This window comes from Geminicoccaceae bacterium (assembly GCA_020638465.1).
Lineage (GTDB): Bacteria > Pseudomonadota > Alphaproteobacteria > Geminicoccales > Geminicoccaceae > JAGREO01.
In genome coordinates this window covers 285,741-301,393 of the sequence record JACKIM010000001.1, presented here as the reverse complement: position 1 = coordinate 301,393, position 15,653 = coordinate 285,741, and the positions used below count along the sequence as shown (strand labels likewise).

16 protein-coding genes are annotated in these 15,653 nt (G+C 65.4%); 9 read left to right on the top strand and 7 right to left on the bottom strand.

Annotated features, from left to right (window positions below; genetic code table 11):
- Window positions 1–157: 157 nt before the first annotated feature.
- From H6851_01370 to H6851_01355, 4 genes are all read left to right on the top strand, one after another.
- The gene (locus tag H6851_01370) at window positions 158–808 is read left to right on the top strand and encodes a ribulose-phosphate 3-epimerase (GenBank protein ID MCB9942259.1); all 651 of its coding nucleotides are present in this window, start codon (window positions 158–160) and stop codon (window positions 806–808) included.
- Window positions 805–1,737: a threonine/serine dehydratase gene (locus H6851_01365; protein ID MCB9942258.1), complete on the top strand. Its 933-nt coding sequence runs from the start codon at window positions 805–807 to the stop codon at window positions 1,735–1,737. Before H6851_01370 ends, H6851_01365 begins: the two co-directional genes overlap by 4 nt.
- Window positions 1,738–1,800: 63 nt before the next feature.
- Complete coding sequence (locus H6851_01360) at window positions 1,801–2,397, top strand: polyisoprenoid-binding protein (protein MCB9942257.1); 597 nt, start codon at window positions 1,801–1,803, stop codon at window positions 2,395–2,397.
- Entirely contained in the window at window positions 2,394–3,179 is a 786-nt protein-coding gene (locus H6851_01355) for an FkbM family methyltransferase (GenBank protein ID MCB9942256.1), read from the top strand. The genes H6851_01360 and H6851_01355 overlap by 4 nt, the downstream gene beginning before the upstream one ends.
- 28 nt (window positions 3,180–3,207) lie before the next feature.
- Here H6851_01355 and H6851_01350 read toward each other — a convergent pair whose 3' ends face one another.
- The 5 genes from H6851_01350 to H6851_01330 form a co-directional block, all read right to left on the bottom strand.
- On the bottom strand, window positions 3,208–3,984 hold the full coding sequence (locus H6851_01350) for a triose-phosphate isomerase (GenBank protein MCB9942255.1): 777 nt from the start codon (window positions 3,982–3,984) through the stop codon (window positions 3,208–3,210).
- 3 nt (window positions 3,985–3,987) lie between these two features.
- On the bottom strand, window positions 3,988–4,896 hold the full coding sequence (locus H6851_01345; protein ID MCB9942254.1) for a TIM barrel protein: 909 nt from the start codon (window positions 4,894–4,896) through the stop codon (window positions 3,988–3,990).
- Between the two features lie 31 nt (window positions 4,897–4,927).
- Window positions 4,928–5,395 carry a CreA family protein gene (locus H6851_01340; GenBank protein MCB9942253.1) on the bottom strand — a complete coding sequence of 156 codons (468 nt, stop codon included), beginning with the start codon at window positions 5,393–5,395 and terminating at the stop codon, window positions 4,928–4,930.
- 181 nt (window positions 5,396–5,576) lie between these two features.
- Window positions 5,577–5,990 (bottom strand): cupin domain-containing protein, encoded by a 414-nt coding sequence (locus H6851_01335; protein ID MCB9942252.1) that lies wholly within the window; start codon window positions 5,988–5,990, stop codon window positions 5,577–5,579.
- Window positions 5,991–6,154: 164 nt separating this feature from the next.
- Window positions 6,155–6,430, bottom strand: a complete 276-nt coding sequence (locus tag H6851_01330) for an HU family DNA-binding protein (protein ID MCB9942251.1) — start codon at window positions 6,428–6,430, stop codon at window positions 6,155–6,157.
- Window positions 6,431–6,842: 412 nt separating this feature from the next.
- Between H6851_01330 and H6851_01325 the strand changes: the two genes are divergently transcribed.
- The 5 genes from H6851_01325 (at window position 6,843) to H6851_01305 (ending at window position 13,174) form a co-directional block, all read left to right on the top strand.
- Window positions 6,843–8,153: a tetratricopeptide repeat protein gene (locus tag H6851_01325; GenBank protein MCB9942250.1), complete on the top strand. Its 1,311-nt coding sequence runs from the start codon at window positions 6,843–6,845 to the stop codon at window positions 8,151–8,153.
- A 44-nt stretch (window positions 8,154–8,197) separates the two neighbouring features.
- Window positions 8,198–9,562, top strand: a complete 1,365-nt coding sequence (locus H6851_01320; GenBank protein ID MCB9942249.1) for a TrpB-like pyridoxal phosphate-dependent enzyme — start codon at window positions 8,198–8,200, stop codon at window positions 9,560–9,562.
- Between the two features lie 127 nt (window positions 9,563–9,689).
- Window positions 9,690–10,241, top strand: coding sequence for a thioredoxin family protein (locus H6851_01315; protein ID MCB9942248.1), 552 nt, complete (start codon window positions 9,690–9,692; stop codon window positions 10,239–10,241).
- A gap of 49 nt (window positions 10,242–10,290) precedes the next feature.
- Window positions 10,291–11,496, top strand: coding sequence for an MFS transporter (locus tag H6851_01310; protein ID MCB9942247.1), 1,206 nt, complete (start codon window positions 10,291–10,293; stop codon window positions 11,494–11,496).
- 103 nt (window positions 11,497–11,599) lie between these two features.
- Window positions 11,600–13,174 (top strand): gamma-glutamyltransferase, encoded by a 1,575-nt coding sequence (locus H6851_01305; GenBank protein ID MCB9942246.1) that lies wholly within the window; start codon window positions 11,600–11,602, stop codon window positions 13,172–13,174.
- A 91-nt stretch (window positions 13,175–13,265) separates the two neighbouring features.
- On the opposite strand, the gene H6851_01300 is transcribed toward H6851_01305, so the two are convergent.
- Both H6851_01300 and H6851_01295 read right to left on the bottom strand, forming a co-directional pair.
- Window positions 13,266–14,183: a DMT family transporter gene (locus H6851_01300; GenBank protein MCB9942245.1), complete on the bottom strand. Its 918-nt coding sequence runs from the start codon at window positions 14,181–14,183 to the stop codon at window positions 13,266–13,268.
- 133 nt (window positions 14,184–14,316) lie between these two features.
- The gene (locus tag H6851_01295; GenBank protein ID MCB9942244.1) at window positions 14,317–15,639 is read right to left on the bottom strand and encodes an aminotransferase class I/II-fold pyridoxal phosphate-dependent enzyme; all 1,323 of its coding nucleotides are present in this window, start codon (window positions 15,637–15,639) and stop codon (window positions 14,317–14,319) included.
- Window positions 15,640–15,653: the final 14 nt, after the last annotated feature.

Here is a 15,653-nt window from a genome sequence, read left to right as displayed (position 1 = left end):
CCGTGCTGCCGCGGTCATGCCGGCCCGGGACAGCCCTTTCGACCCGCTGGCGAGCGGATGCGCCGGCCGATACCGCTATGCTCTCGGCATTTCCATGTCCGGCTGCTAGAAGGGCGTTGCCTCCCCGCCAACGATGCCCATGGAAAATTGTCCACAGATGCCGCTGATCGCCCCATCCATCCTCGCCAGCGATTTCTCCCGTCTCGGCGAGGAGATCCGTGCCGTTGCCGACGCCGGTGCCGACTGGATCCATCTCGACGTGATGGACGGCCGGTTCGTGCCCAACATCAGTTTCGGTGCTGACGTCATCCGTTCGGTGCGGGGCGTCACCGACCGTTTCTTCGACTGCCATCTGATGGTGGAGGAGCCCGGTTCCTGTCTCGACGCCTTCGTGGCCGCCGGTGCGCAGGGCATCACGGTGCATGCTGAAGCCTGCCGTCACCTCGACCGTACGCTCCAGCAGGTGGCCGATCTCGGGGCCAGGGTCGGCCTCGCCCTCAATCCGGCGACGCCCGCCTGCGTCGTCGAACCCGTGCTCGACCGTCTCGACCTGGTCCTTGTGATGACCGTCAATCCGGGATTCGGCGGGCAGAAACTCATCCCCTCCGCGCTGGACAAGCTGCGGCGGATCGCATCCATGACCCGCGAGCGCGGGATCCTGCTGGAAGTCGACGGCGGCATCGACGGAGATACCGCCATCCGTGCCGTGGAGGCCGGAGCGGACGTGCTGGTGGCGGGTTCCGCGGTCTTCGGCCGGCCCGACTACGCCGCGGCCATCGCCGCCCTGCGTGCGGAGGCCCGGGCATGAGCGTGACCGCCGGGGATATCGAGGCGGCAGCGGACCGCATCCGCGACCGGGTACGCGAGACGCCGGTCATCCGCATCGAGCCGGGCGAGCTTTGCGCCTCGCCCGTCATCCTGAAGCTCGAAAGCCTGCAGCATGCGGGCTCGTTCAAGCCACGCGGGGCCTTCAACACGGTGTTGCAGGCTGGCGACCTTCCCGCAGGCGTGATCGCTGCCTCGGGTGGAAACCATGGCATCGCCGTCGCCCACGTTGCCCGCGAACTGGGGCTCGCGGCAGAGATCTTCGTTCCCGTCATCTCCTCGCCGGTCAAGGTCGCCCGCCTGCGCCGGCTGGGGGCGGTGGTCCACCGGGCCGGGGACAATTACGCCGAGGCCTTCGCCGCCATGCGCGACCGCCAGGCGCAGACCGGAGCGCTGGACGTCCACGCCTACGACCAGCCCGGCACGGTGGCGGGGCAGGGGACGCTGGCCCGCGAGCTGGAGCGCCAGTGCCCGGACATGCAGGCTGCGTTCTTCGCCGTGGGCGGCGGCGGGCTCATCGGCGGAGCGCTGGCCTGGATGGGCGGGCGGCAGACGATCGTCGCGGTCGAGCCGACTACCTCGAAGGCCCTTGCGGCCGCCCTCGATGCGGGCGAACCTGTGGATGTCGAGGTTTCGGGTATCGCTGCCGATTCGCTCGGTGCGCGGCGCATCGGCAGGATTGGCTTCGGGCTCGCCAGCCGTCACCGCACGCCGGTGGTGCTGGTGGCCGATGACGCCATCCGTCGCGCCCAGCGCTGGCTGTTCGAGCAGTTGCGGATCGTCGTCGAGCCGGGCGGTGCAACCGCCCTGGCCGGGCTCATGGGCGGTGGGGTGGATCTCGATCCGTCCCATCCGGTGGCCGTGGTGGTCTGTGGCGGCAATGCGTCGCTCGACGACCTCACGGTTTCGTGACGTGATACCTGTGACCGGCGGTGCATGCTGTGTTCCGGCCAGCCGATGGCATGGGAGGAAATCATGACGTTTCGAACCGGCCGCAAGGCGTTACTTCTGGCGCTGCCAGTGGCCATGGCGGGCATGTCGGCCCTTGCCGAACCGCGCCGCTACACCATCGATCCCGAGCATTTCTCCATCGTCTTTTCCGTGGAACATATCGGATATCAGCATCAGACGGGGCTTTTCCTCGATGGTGGAGGGCACTTCACCTATGACGAGGACAGCGGCGAACTCGCCGATCTTGTCGTCGACATCGACGCCGCATCGGTGTTCACCGACCATGACGCGCGCGACAATCATGTCCGCAGCAAGGATTTCCTCGATGCAAAAGCGCATCCCGGCATACGGTTCGTCATGACGTCGGCCGATGCGATCGACGATCGTCATGGCACGATCCATGGTGACCTGACCCTGCGCGGCGTCACGCTGCCGGTGGATGTCGACGTGACACTGAACAGGATCGGCCCTTATCCCTGGGGTGAGAATTATGTCATCGGCATATCGGCGGGCGCCCATCTGAAGCGCAGCGATTTTGGCAGCACCTATGGTGTAGAAGGCAATCTGGTCGGCGACGACGTGCAGTTGCGCTTCGAGATCGAGGCCATACGCCAGCCGTGATTGCCCGACTGCGTTCCATCATCCTGCGGGGGCGCGGACTGCTGCGCTCGCTGCACATGTATTACTGGCCGCCCGGGTCGAACCGGCGGATGGACGGCTTCTATGGTGGATTGATCGGCAGGGATGACCTGTGTTTCGACATCGGCGCGCATGCCGGCAATCGCACCCTGTGCTTCCTGCGCCTTGGCGCGCGGGTCGTCGCCCTTGAACCGCAACCGGACTTCCAGCGGCTGCTGCGTTTCCTGCTGACATGGCGCCCGGCCGGCGACCGGGAGCGGGTCACGCTGCTGGCCGAGGCGGTGGGGCGCGAGCCTGGCGAACTGGAACTGCATCTAAGCGAGGCGACGCCGACGGTGACCAGTGGTTCGCAACGCTTCATTGCCGATACCGGCGCAATCCGTTCGTTCGACATCGTCCGCTGGAATCGCAGTATCATCGTACCGCAGACGACGGTGGACGGCCTGATCGAGCGTTACGGCATGCCCGATTTCGTCAAGATCGACATCGAGGGCATGGAGATTGACGCATTGCTGGGGCTAAGTCGCCTGCCGCCACTCCTGTCCTTCGAGTTCCTTGCCGGGCGCATTGATGGGGCGCTGGAATGCCTTGAGCGCATCGACCGTCTGGGCCGGGCACGTTTCAACCTATCGCAGGGCGAGAGCCTGGCCATGCTATGGCCCGAGTGGCGCACATCCGCAGATGTCCGCAGCTGGCTGGAAAGTCGCCGCGGGGAGGATTTCTCAGGCGATATCTATGCCCGACGCGACGATGATCCAGCGTGAGGGATCGTCTTGCCGTGTCGGCATGTGACTATGGCATGAGGCCAGCCTTGCGCCGGGCCGCCACGGCCGCGCGGGCGATGTCGAGCAGGCCCTCGGCCTGCCATGCCGAGCGGCCGATGAACAGCCCGTCGATGGCCCCGACCCGCGCGAGGGCCTCGCAATTGCCACGGTTGACGCTGCCGCCATAGAGGATCGCCGGGCGCTGGCCCAGCAGGTCGGAGGCCGCCTCGGCTATTGCCTCGTGGATCTCCCTGGCCTGTTCCGGCGTGGCCGGCGTACCGCCCTCGCCGATGGCCCATACCGGCTCGTAGGCCAGCAGCAGGCGGTCGGCGTCGTCCGGGGCAACGCCGCTCAGGGCCATGCGTGTCTGCCGCTGCACGGTCGTTGCCGCCGCATCCAGACTGCGTTCTTCGGCGGTTTCGCCGACGCAGACGAGCGGCATGAGCCCGGCGGCGAGTGCTGCCCTCGTCTTGGCGTTGATCGCGGCGTCGGTCTCGTTGAAATGCGTGCGCCGCTCGCTGTGCCCGAGCTCGACGATGGATGCTCTGCAATCAGAGATCATTGCTGCCGAAATCTCGCCGGTCCAGGCCCCGTCCCGTGCCCAGTGCATGTTCTGCGCGCCCGCGAGCACGCCGCTGCCGCCGAGGCCGGCGGCGGTTTCGGCAAGGGCGGTGAAGGGCGGCAGGACGAACAGTCGTGCGCCGAGCGAACCGATGTCCGCCGCCATGCGCAGGGTATGGACATAGGCTGCCGCCTCGCCGCGGGTCTTGTTCATCTTCCAGCCGGTGCCGACCCAGAACGCCATGTGTCAATCCTCGATGTAGGGCCGCCAGAACTCGACCGATTCGCGCAGGGCATCGACGGCGATGCTGTCATCGGGCTCGCGTTCGCGAAAGCTGAACTCGAACACGAGTTCGTTGTCGCCGCCTCCGCCCCTGCGGATGGCATCGAGCAGGCGTTGCGGCTGGATGCGGCCGTTTTCGTTGTGCTTTGCGGTAAACGGCCAGTGCCCGCCCTTGTTCATGGAGCTCTGCTTGATGTGGATCACCGGGCTGTCGGCGGCGAAGGCTTCGGCCCAGGCATAGGGATCGGTATCGTCAGGATCGGGCGAGGAGACATCGCCATGGTCGATGTCGGAGTTGAGGTGGATCGGCAGCGGCATGTCCTCGTTGAGCCAGCGATGCTGCCGGCGGCAGACCTCGATGGTGTGGCCGAGTTCGCGACGTACCGACATCGGCTCCCACATGAGATATTCAAGACCTCGGGACTTTGCATGTTCGGCAATCTTCCGCCAGCAATCGCGGGCCTGCTCCAGGCGGTCGCGACGCCGCTGCGGGTCGCGGTCGTCCCTGTAGGTGAGGATGCCGATCTGGCTGCCGGTGCCGTGTGCGCCAAGGTCCACCGCCATGTCGACCCAGCGCATGAACCATTCGACCCAGTGCGCACGCACCTCCGCGTCGGGGTGGGCGAGGTGGTTGAGCCGCGTGTAGGCACCGGTGAAGGTGTGGCTGATCCTGACGCGATGCCGCTCGCAGGCGCGGTTGTAGGCCTTCACGTGGCGGCCGATGGTGCTGGCGGGCCAATCCGGGCTGAGGATCTCCGGCGTGAGCTGGATGTAGCGCAGCCCGACCTCCTCGGCGACCGTCGCCACCAGTTCCTCGGGTTCGACGATGCGGTTGATGGCGAAATTGGTATTGATGCCGAGGCGAAAACCCATGACCGGTTCTCCTGCCTGCTGGAGGTGAATGTCAGTCGCCGGCCTTGTCCAGGTCGGGTTGCTGTCCGTTCCATGGCATCGCCGGGACCGCCGAGATCGAGTTTTTCGGGCTGCCTTCGACGATCTTGTCGGAATAGACGAGATAGGCAAATGTCTTTCTCTTCGGATCGAGGAAGCGAACCACCTGCATGGTTTTGAAAATCAGGGAAGTTCGTTGCTTGAAGACTTCCTCGCCCTCGTCGAGTTCATCGGTGACCCTGATCGGGCCCGTCTGGCGACAGGTGATCGAGGCGTCCGACGTGTCCTCGGCGATGCCGATCATTCCCTTGAATCCACCGGTCTTGGCCCGGCTCAGATAGCAGCTTATGCCCTCGATCTTGGGATCGTCGAAGGCTTCGATGACGATCTTGTGGTTGGGCGTGAGCAGATTGAACTTGGTGGAAACCTCGCCGATCTCTTCGGCGAAAGACGGCCTGGCCGCCGTGACGGCCAGCAGCATGACGGCTGCGGCCTTCAGTGATGATCGTCTCAAGATCGTCTCTCCCGGGGACCATCGGCGGCGCTCGGGGTGTCCTGCGCCAATCTTCCGCTCTGCCGTCCCGACAACAGGGAATGTCGGGCGTACCGGCGCCGAGTCAAGGATCGTCCGTGGAGAGCTTCCCGGTCGCCGGGTTGCGAAATCAGGCGGGACGGCCCGTTTCCACGGTCGCGGTCCATGGCCCCTCGACGAACACGGCCTCGTCTTCGCCCGGCCAAGGCGGCATGGTGACCGCCACGGCTTCGAGCGGAACATCGCCATCGCAGCGGAACTGGAAGCGGCACCCGGCGGGAATGGTGAGGCTGATCCCGGGAGCGAGCCCGGTCAATTCCTCGATGTCACCGAGCTTGCGCCACATTTGCCCGGATCCGGCGGTGATGACCCAGATTTCCTCGACCGTGCGATGGACGATGGCACGGGCGACGGCCGCCGGACGGAGCCGGAACCGGGCCATGCTGCCACCCGCAAGCGACGGCAGGATGGTGACCTCGGAGCCGTCCGGAGCCGTGACGACGGGGGCATCCCCCTCCCTGAGTGTCGCAAATGGCTTGCTCATCGTTCTCAAGTCACATCGCTGCAATCAGGCCGTCAGTGGCATGAAGTAGGGAAAATGTTCGAGCGAACGGCACCGCACCCCTGCCGGTACCGCTCGCTCCGTGAACACATGGACTGCAGTGGACAGGATGAAAATCTTGCCCCTGCGGAGCTGCCAGGTTCGAACTACTCGTTGACCGAGTCGCGCAGGGCCTTGCCGGGCTTGAACTTCACGGCGTTGGATGCTGCAATCTCGATGCTCTTGCCGGTCTGCGGGTTGCGGCCGGTACGGGCCGGGCGATGCGAGACCTCAAAGATGCCGAAACCGGCGATCGAGACCTTTTCACCCTTGCCCAGTGCATCCTGGATGCTCGTGAGCACGGCTTGCACGGATTTCGCCGCTGTCGCCTTGGAGGTCTCTGTTGCCGCAGCAACAGCCGCGTTCAGCTCGTCGAGTGTCATCAAAGAACTCCTGTTCCACTATTAAGACAGATCGCCCATATCATGAATGTTTGCGGTTGCAAACAGCTGAAAAATCGAGCTTTTGTGGTTGAAAACGAAGAAACGACCACTGTGACGGCAAAACCATAAGGTGAATATAGTCCGATAGCGCAAGGGTTGATTCCTTGAGTGATGTTCAACCCATTGGAATCGCGTGGGAAAAGTGAAAAACCTGTAAACTTGTCGAGGATCCGCGCAACGGGCCGGCGGTATCGTTCTGCTCCTCCGCGAGAGTGCCGGACCGGAAAAAAAAGACCTCCAATATCTCCGGATACGGTGTTTGAGGCTGATTTGGGGGCGTTCGGGGCCTATCCTGACAGGCTGTCGGGGTTGTTCATTTTACAGGCGATTGTCGCTTTATGGGAGAAATGCCGTGCAACGAGATATCCGCGAAGTGTCATGGTCCGGTTGCAGTGCCGAGGCGATGGCATTGTTCGACCGGGCCATCGATGCGACCGCGAGCTTCCATGGCGATCCGCTGGGACTGACCCGCCGTGCGCTGGAGCTCGACCCCACCCTGCATGCCGCCCGCCTGCTACAGGGGCATGTCTTCGCCCTGTCGCTCCATGCCCCCTTCCGTGCGGCGGCCCTGAAGGCTCTCGCCCCGCTGGCGGATCCACCGGTTCCGCTGAGCGAGCACGAGGCCCTGCACCGGGACGCGATCGAGGCGTGGCTCCGTGGGGAACCGCAACAGGCGGCCGACCGGCTCGCGCGGATCCTCCAGCACTGGCCGCGCGACCTCATGGCCCTGTTCTTCAGCCATCAGGCTGATTTCTTCGCTGCGCAAACATCCTCCATGTTGCCACGACTCGATGCCGCCGTCGCCTCCTGGAGCCCCGACCTGTCGGGCTTCGGCTACCTCTGCGGGATGCGCGCCTTCGCGTGCGAGGAGGCGGGGCTCTATGGCCCGGCCGAAGAACTGGCGTTCGAGGCGCTTGACGGCAATCCGCTCGACGCCTGGGCCATCCACGCGCGCGGCCATGTGCTGGAGATGCTGGGGCGGGTCGAGGAGGGGATCGCATGGTACGACTCGACCGGGCCGCAATGGTCCGAGGATTGCTTTTTCTCGGTTCACAACTGGTGGCACAAGGCGCTCTACCATCTCGATCTCGGCGAGCACGCGGCTGCCCTTGCCGTCTATGACGGGGGAATTGCGCCGGACGAGCGCAGCATTTCGCTCAACCTGTGCGATGCGGCGGCATTGTTGTGGCGCCTGCGCCTGCATGGCATCGACACCGGCAACCGCTGGGAGGTGCTGGCCGGACTGTTCGAGCCCCATGTCGAACGGCCGTCCCATGTCTTCATCGACGTCCATGCCGGCTTCTGCCTTGCCGCGGCCGGCGAGCGGGACCGACTGGGCGACTATGTGGCCCGGCTGGGCGCACTGGCCGGAAGTGGCACGGGTCATGGCGACATGCTCCGGGACCTCGGCATTCCGGCCATCCAGGCGGCGGCCGCGCTGGAGGAGGGGCGGGCCGGGGCTGCAGCCGACCTGCTCGGTGCGGCCATGACGCATGAGGCCGGCATGACCGGAAGCCATGCCCAGCGCGACCTGCTGCCCCTGACCCTGATCGAGGCACAGTTGCGCAGCGGCCGGTTGTCGGCGGCGAGAAGCCGCCTTGAAGCGCGGTTGCGCCAGAGGCCGTCGAGCGGCTGGATTGCCGGCGATCTCGCGCGTTGCTAACGTGACGGCCTGCGGGGACCGGTCAGGATGAGGGAGCGCCAGTCATGCCGGACAACACCATTCGCTATATGCTCGACGAGAGCGAAATTCCCGACCGCTGGTACAACATCGTCGCCGATCTCGATATTCCGCCGGCGCCACCATTGCATCCCGGTACGCACGAGCCGATCGGCCCTGAGATGCTCGCACCCCTGTTCCCGCAGGCGCTGATCGAGCAGGAGGTATCGGCCGAACGCTGGATCGAGATTCCCGAAGCGGTGCGGGACATCTACCGCCAGTGGCGGGTCACGCCGCTGCACCGGGCAAGGCGGCTGGAGCGTCATCTCGATACACCGGCACGGATCTACTACAAGTACGAAGGCGTGAGCCCGGCAGGGTCGCACAAGCCGAATACCGCCGTGGCGCAGGCCTATTACAACAAGGTCGAAGGTGTGAAACGGCTGGTCACCGAGACCGGTGCGGGACAATGGGGCAGTTCGCTCGCCTTCTCCGGGGCACTGTTCGACCTCGAGATCGACGTCTACATGGTCAAGGTCAGCTTCCAGCAGAAGCCCTATCGCAAGGCGCTGATGGAGGCGTATGGCGCGCGTTGCGTCGCCAGCCCGTCCGAGGAGACCGCAGCGGGCAGGGCCATTCTCGCCAGGGACCCGGACAGTCGCGGGTCGCTCGGCATTGCCATTTCGGAAGCCGTGGAAAAGGCGGTCGAGCGCGACGATACCAAATATGCGCTGGGCTCGGTGCTCAACCATGTCCTGCTGCACCAGACCGTGATCGGTCTTGAGGCGCTCAGGCAACTGGAAATGGCCGGGGATTATCCCGACATCGTGCTGGGTTGCACCGGCGGAGGGTCCAATTTTGCCGGGATCGCGTTTCCGTTCCTCGGTGAGCAGTTGCGCGGTGGTCGCAAGGTCGAGATCCGGGCCTGCGAGCCGGCGGCCTGCCCGTCGCTGACCCGCGGTCGTTTCGCTTACGATTTTGGTGACACGGCGGGAATGACACCGCTTGTCAAAATGCACACTCTTGGTGCCAACTTCATGCCGCCCGGATTTCACGCCGGCGGGCTGCGTTATCACGGCATGGCGCCGCTGGTGAGCCATATCAGGGAACTGGGCCTGATCGACGCCTATGCCTTCGACCAGCTCGCCTGTTTCGAGGCGGGCGTCACTTTTGGCCGCACGGAAGGAATATTGCCAGCTCCGGAAGCTACCCATGTCGTGAAGGGTGCCATTGATGCGGCGCTCGAATGCAAACGCAGCGGCGAGGCCAAGGTCATCCTCTTCAACCTCTGCGGCCACGGTCATTTCGACATGCAGGCCTATGACGACTACTTCGCCGGCAAGCTGACCGACCGGACCTACGCCGAGGAAGACCTGCAGGCCAGCCTCGCCGCCCTGCCGGACATGGGGTGAGGGAGGCGGCCGGGACGGTGCGGGGCCGCATGCTGCAACCATGTCGGCAATCCCGCGGGAGGCTGCTATGGTGACGGGAGTGTATCGGCCATCCGGCCGGACATGATCGTAAACGGGGAGAGATGTCATGGCAGCGCAGCCGCCGGTGTGCAATTTTGGCGAGAAGGCGCACGATTTCGCTCTGCCGGGGACCGACGGGCGCATATGGCGGCTCGCCGATGTTGCCGGGCAGAACGGACTCCTGCTGGTCTTCATGTGCAATCACTGCCCCTATGTCCGCTCGATCATCGACCGGCTCGTCCGCGATGCCCGCGAATTGCAGGAACTGGGCGTGGGCGTCGCAGCGATCTGCGCAAACGATTCCGACAATTACCCCCAGGACGGCTTCGAGGCGATGCAAGCGTGGGCGCGGGAAAAGTCCTTTCCCTTTCCCTACCTGCATGACGGGAGCCAGGAGGTGGCCCGCCGGTTCGGTGCCGTCTGCACGCCGGATTTCTTCGGCTACAATGCAGCACTCGAACTGCAGTATCGGGGGCGTCTGGATGAATCGAAGACCAGCCTCGTGCCCGATGCCCGGCGCGACCTCTTCCTCGCCATGAAGGAGGTGGCGCGGACGGGGCAGGGACCGCGCGAGCAGATCCCGTCCATGGGCTGCTCGATCAAGTGGAAGGCGGCCTGATCGCCTGACGCCGGTCGCCATTTCGTCAACACGCTGCTAAGGTCAGCCCATGTGGTCACCCCCGCTCATCCGTAATGTCTCGATCCTGGCGGTCTGTCAGGCCATGTTCTTCATGGCCAACACCATGCTCATCAGCACCTCGCCGCTGGTCGGGCTCAGTCTGGCGCCGATGCACGCCATGGCCACGCTGCCGCTGGGCTTCCAGTTCCTCGGTGCGATGGTGACCGCATTGCCCGCATCCTATCTCATGCGCGCGGTCGGCCGTCGCCACGGCCTGGCCTTCGGCTGCCTTTTCGGCTTCGCCGCGGGGATCTGCGCGGCATCGGCCGTGATGCTCGAAAGCTTCCTGCTCTTCATCGGAGCGAGTGCCCTTTACGGCATGTTCTCGGCCTTCTGCCAGTTCTACCGCTTCACCGCCTCCGATGCTGCCGATCGCTCGGACCCGAGTGGCAAGGCCCGGCCACGGGCCATCAGTCTGGTGCTGGCCGGAGGTGTGGTCGCTGCCGTGCTCGGCCCCGAGACCGCCAAGCTGACCAAGGAACTGGTGGCCGGCAGCCTGTTCGCCGGGTGCTATTTCACCATCGCCGGACTGGCGCTGCTCTCGGCCGTCGGCCTGCTGGCCCTCGACCTGCCGCGCATGAGCGAAGCGCGCAGCGAGCGTCCGGCACGTTCGGCCCTGGAGATCTTCCGCCAGCCGATGGCCATCACCGCGGTGGTCTCGGCGATCGTCTCCTATGTGACCATGAACCTCATCATGACGGCCACCCCGCTGGCGATGCAGGCCGAGGGGCACCTGTTCGACAATACCGCGTTCGTCATCCAGTGGCATGTGCTGGGCATGTTCGTGCCGAGCTTCTTCACCGGCTCGCTGATCGGGCGCTTCGGCGAATATCGCATGATCGCGGCCGGCGCCCTGCTGCTGCTGGTCGCGGTGGCGGTCAACCTGAGCGGCGTCCACCTGATCCATTTCACCCTCGCCCTGGGGCTGCTCGGCATCGGCTGGAACTTCATGTTCATCGGCGGCACCACGCTGCTGACCCGCTGCTATGAGCCATCGGAGAAGGCCAAGGCGCAGGGGATGAACGACCTCCTGCTGTTCTCGATGGTGGCGATGTCGGCCAGCGCCTCGGGTGCACTGCATGATACCGTCGGCTGGAGCGTGATGAACATGCTGGCCATTCCGCTGTTGCTCGCCTGTCTGGTTCTCGCATGGACGCAGATGGGCTCGGCTGCGCGGAAGGTCGCCGCATCATGATCCGGGCCTGCGGTCCGCGCATGCGCGCGCGATCGCGGCACGATGGCCTGACACGGGAAAAATTATCGAATCGTCGAAAACCAATGAGACGGGAGGACCACCCATGTCCGGCGCATTCGCCGTCAATCAGCGCCTGACCAAGCATGCCATCTGCACCAAGCGGGGCGTGGTCTCGGCACAGAACCACAAGGCCGCGACCATCGGGGCCGATGTGCTGGCCGATGGCGGCAATGCCGTCGACGCGGCCATCGCCACCTCGCTGGCGCTGGGCGTGTGCGAACCGTGGATGAGTGGCCTGGGCGGTGGCGGGGTCATGCTGCATCTCGACAACGAGAGTGGCCGCGCCAGTGCGTTCGATTTCGGCATGGTCGCTGCCCGCGGGCTCGATCCCGCGGCCTATCCGGTGGTGGGAGGCCGGGCGAACGACCTTTTCCCATGGGCGGCGGTCAAGGATGACCGGAACATCGTGGGGCCGCTGTCGATGGCCGTTCCCGGCTATCTCGACGGTCTGGCGCTGGCCTCCGACCGGCTGGGCAGCATGCCCTTCGCGAGCCTCGTGCGTCCGGCCATCGCCCTTGCCGTGCAGGGGCTGGAGATCGACTGGTTCTCCTCGCTGCTGACGACCAGTGCTGCCCGCGATCTGCGCCGCTTTCCCTCCAGTGCTGCCCGTTTTTTGCCCGACGGCCTGCCGCCGGTGCCGGCACCCTCGGGGGAGACGGCGTTCATCGGCCTCGACCGTCTGCCGGATACCCTGCAGGTCATCGCCGCCGAGGGGCCGCGCAGTCTCTATGAGGGCACGCTCGCCGAGATGCTGGCGCGCGACCTGGCGGGGGTGGGTTCGCCGATCGATGCCGGGGATCTGCGGCGCTATCGTGCACGGGCGGTCGAACCCATGCTCTTCCCCTATGGCACGGCCAATGTCTGTGCCATGCCGGGGCTCTACGCGGGATTGACACTGCAGCGCACGCTGTCGCTGATGGGCGAGCATGTCTTCACCGGCGACTGGCCCGACGAGAACGCATTCCTCGCCTATGTCACCGCCCTGAAGCGGGCCTATGCCGAGCGCCTGTCGACGATGGGCGATACCGGTGACGGTCCGGGGCTTTCCTGCACCAGCCACCTGTGCGTGATCGACGCCAAGGGCGACATGGTCTGCCTTACCCAGACGCTGCTGTCGCTTTTCGGCAGCCGGGTGGTGTTGCCGGAAACCGGCATCCTGATGAACAACGGGGTCATGTGGTTCGATCCCGAACCCGGCCGCCCCAACTCCATCGCGCCCGGCAAGCGGCCATTGTCCAACATGTGTCCGGTGATTGCCGAGAACGACCACGTGCGGCTGGCCATCGGCGCATCAGGGGGGCGCCGGATCCTGCCGGCCGTCACCCAGATCATGAGCTTCGTCTTCGACTATCACATGCCGCTGGAGGATGCGTTCGCCCAGCCGCGCATCGATGTGAGCGGCGAGGATATGGTCACGATCAGCCAGGACCTGTGGAATCCCATTCCGCAGACGCTTGCCGCGCATCACCCTACCCGTATCGTTCAGGCCCGCGTCTATCCCAATTCCTACGCCTGTCCGGTCGCTGTCCTGCATGACAAGGTCGACAACCACCATTACGGCACGGCCGAAGTCATCCACCCCTGGGCCGACGCCGTCGCCGAACCCGTGAGCGAATAAGCCCTTCACGCACCGGATCGCCCCTGCCGGCACGTCAGGGCGCTTGGAAAACCTCCGGGAATATGATAAGGTATTTAATCCTTAATTACAATCAGCGGCGGGAGAACATGACCATTCCGGCGATGACGAGGGTGGCGCCGGCTGCTTCCAGTGGGCCGAAGGGCTCGCCGAGTATCAGTGCGCTCATTGCGATGGTGAAGAGGGGGCCGGCATTGCCGACGACGGCGGTACCGTCGGCGCCGATGCGTCCCAGGGCGAAATTGATCATGTAGGATGGGATGACGGTCGCGAAGATGGCGATCAGGAACGCAATCAGCAGGATCGGGGCGGGGGCTGCCAGCGCCGCCAGCGGATGTTCGAGCAGGAAGTAGCTGCACAGGCCCACGGCGGCACTCGACATCGCCAGTGAGGTGTAGAGTGCGGCACCGACCGCGCCCACGAGCCTGCGGCCGAACAACTGGAAAAGGGCAAAGCTGAACGCGCCGGCGAGTACCAGCAGTGTGCCCGTGACAATGTCCCGGTTGCCGTCGTGCTGCATGTTGCCGATGAAGACCAGCGCGAGGCCGGCATAGGCGATGGCGATCGCGGGCAGGGCCATGCGCCGGAGCGGCTGGCCGAAGAACATTGCCCCGAGGATGACGACGAAGATCGGGTAGGTGAACAGCACCAGCCGTTCGAGTTGGGCGGTGATCTCTTCGAGCGCCATGAAGTCGAGCAGGCTGGCGACGAAATAGCCGAGAAGGCCGTTGGCCATGATGGCGATGACCAGCCGTGGCGACGGGGTCGGCGCCCGGTGCCATGCATGGACACCGATGACGATGTAGAATGGCAGCGCCATGGCCAGGCGCAGGGCCAGCAGCGTGATCGCATCGATGCTGCCGTCGGCATAGGCGAGCTTGATGAACACCGGCTTGGTCGAGAACAGGGCGGCGCCCACGATCGCGGCGGCGATGCCCAGCGTGTCGAGCCCGGCCGGTCGGTCGGACGAGGTGATTCCAGCCCGTGTCATGGTCGCCCGGCCGTTGCCTGGCGGCATCGGCTCTTGATTGGTGCGCGCATCCGTTTTCCCCCGAAGGTCGCATCGAAACCGTATTCATGGCGAATACGGCCAATCGATACAACACTTCTTCAGGGGATATTCGCTACTGGCGGATGAAGTGCAGCCGGTCGAAGTCCTGCCGCCACTCGGCCACCTCGCCGGCGAGCCCCTCGGGTGCGTCCGGGCGCAGCGCTTGTGCGATCAACGCGGCCAGCCGCGGCATGTCGGCGGTGGTCATGCCCCAGCGCACCAGTTCCGGCGTGCCGATGCGCAATCCGTTCATGTCGCCCGCCACGGGGTCGAGCGGCAGGCCGATGCCGCAGGCGAGGAGACCCGCGCGCCGCAGCGTCTTCGATGCCGCCTGACCGCCGCCGAACGCTGCCGCCTCGACGGCGAACTGGTGTGAGGCAGTGAACCCGCGCCCGCCGGCGAAGACCGGCAGTCCTTCGCCGGCGAGCGCCTCCGCCAGCGCCTTCGAGGTCTCCACCATCGCCCGCGCATAGGCGGCACCGTGTTCGCGCCAGTCGAGCAGGCTGATAGCCAGTGCCGCGGACTTCGCGGCATCGAAATTGGCGGTGAGTCCCGGGAAGGCGATGGCCTCGACACGCTCGGCAAGCGATGCGTCATTGGTCACGACCAGTCCGCCCGCCGGACCGCCGAGGCTCTTGTAGGTGCTCATGGTCATCAGATGCGCGCCCTGCGCCAGCGGATCGGCGAACACGCCGCCGGCGATCATGCCGCACTGATGCGCCGCATCGAACAGCACGTGCGCGCCGACCTCGTCGGCAATGGCCCGGATGTCCGCCACCGGATGCTCGAACAGATTGAGGCTGCCGCCGATGGTGATCAGCTTCGGCTTCACGTTCCGGGCGAGACGGCGCAGGGCATCGGTGTCGACCGTGTAGCCGTCGGGATTGACCGGGGCGGGATGGGTGACAAGGCCGTACAACCCCGCGCAGCCGCCCGAATGATGGGTGACGTGACCGCCGATGGCGGCCGGCGGGGCAATGATCGCATCGCCCGGCTTCGTCGTCGCCATGAAGGCATAGAGATTGGCCAGCGCTCCGGAGCCCACGCGGATCTCTGCATGACGACTGTGAAATATCCCGGCGGCAAGCTCGGCGGCGATGACCTCGATCTCCTCGATCGCCTCCAGCCCCATCTCGTACTTGTCGCCTGGATACCCCAGCGATGGCCGTGAGCCGATGCCGGCCGCCAGCACCGCCTCGGCCGCCGGGTTCATCACATTGGTCGCAGGATTGAGGTTGAAGCACAGCCGCTCGTGGATCTCGCGGTTCTCCGCGACCAGCCCGGCGATCCTCGCGGCAATGGCATCCGACGATGCGCTGGCGGTCCGCGCGGCGATCGGATCGATGCGCTGACTGCAGATCGCGGGCAGCCAGTCGCGGTGGGCAAGGGCGGTCATCGTCTTCCTCCGGC

Bases quoted from the DNA above. Each gene is read 5' to 3' on its own strand.
- H6851_01370 (MCB9942259.1), top strand. From the start codon at position 158: ATGCCGCTGATCGCCCCATCCATCCTCGCCAGCGATTTCTCCCGTCTC.
- H6851_01310 (MCB9942247.1), top strand. From the start codon at position 10,291: ATGTGGTCACCCCCGCTCATCCGTAATGTCTCGATCCTGGCGGTCTGT.
- H6851_01315 (MCB9942248.1), top strand. From the start codon at position 9,690: ATGGCAGCGCAGCCGCCGGTGTGCAATTTTGGCGAGAAGGCGCACGAT.
- H6851_01365 (MCB9942258.1), top strand. From the start codon at position 805: ATGAGCGTGACCGCCGGGGATATCGAGGCGGCAGCGGACCGCATCCGC.
- H6851_01305 (MCB9942246.1), top strand. From the start codon at position 11,600: ATGTCCGGCGCATTCGCCGTCAATCAGCGCCTGACCAAGCATGCCATC.
- H6851_01295 (MCB9942244.1), bottom strand. From the start codon at position 15,639: ATGACCGCCCTTGCCCACCGCGACTGGCTGCCCGCGATCTGCAGTCAG.
- H6851_01300 (MCB9942245.1), bottom strand. From the start codon at position 14,183: ATGACACGGGCTGGAATCACCTCGTCCGACCGACCGGCCGGGCTCGAC.
- H6851_01345 (MCB9942254.1), bottom strand. From the start codon at position 4,896: ATGGGTTTTCGCCTCGGCATCAATACCAATTTCGCCATCAACCGCATC.
- H6851_01335 (MCB9942252.1), bottom strand. From the start codon at position 5,990: ATGAGCAAGCCATTTGCGACACTCAGGGAGGGGGATGCCCCCGTCGTC.
- H6851_01320 (MCB9942249.1), top strand. From the start codon at position 8,198: ATGCCGGACAACACCATTCGCTATATGCTCGACGAGAGCGAAATTCCC.
- H6851_01330 (MCB9942251.1), bottom strand. From the start codon at position 6,430: ATGACACTCGACGAGCTGAACGCGGCTGTTGCTGCGGCAACAGAGACC.
- H6851_01350 (MCB9942255.1), bottom strand. From the start codon at position 3,984: ATGGCGTTCTGGGTCGGCACCGGCTGGAAGATGAACAAGACCCGCGGC.
- H6851_01340 (MCB9942253.1), bottom strand. From the start codon at position 5,395: ATGCTGCTGGCCGTCACGGCGGCCAGGCCGTCTTTCGCCGAAGAGATC.
- H6851_01360 (MCB9942257.1), top strand. From the start codon at position 1,801: ATGACGTTTCGAACCGGCCGCAAGGCGTTACTTCTGGCGCTGCCAGTG.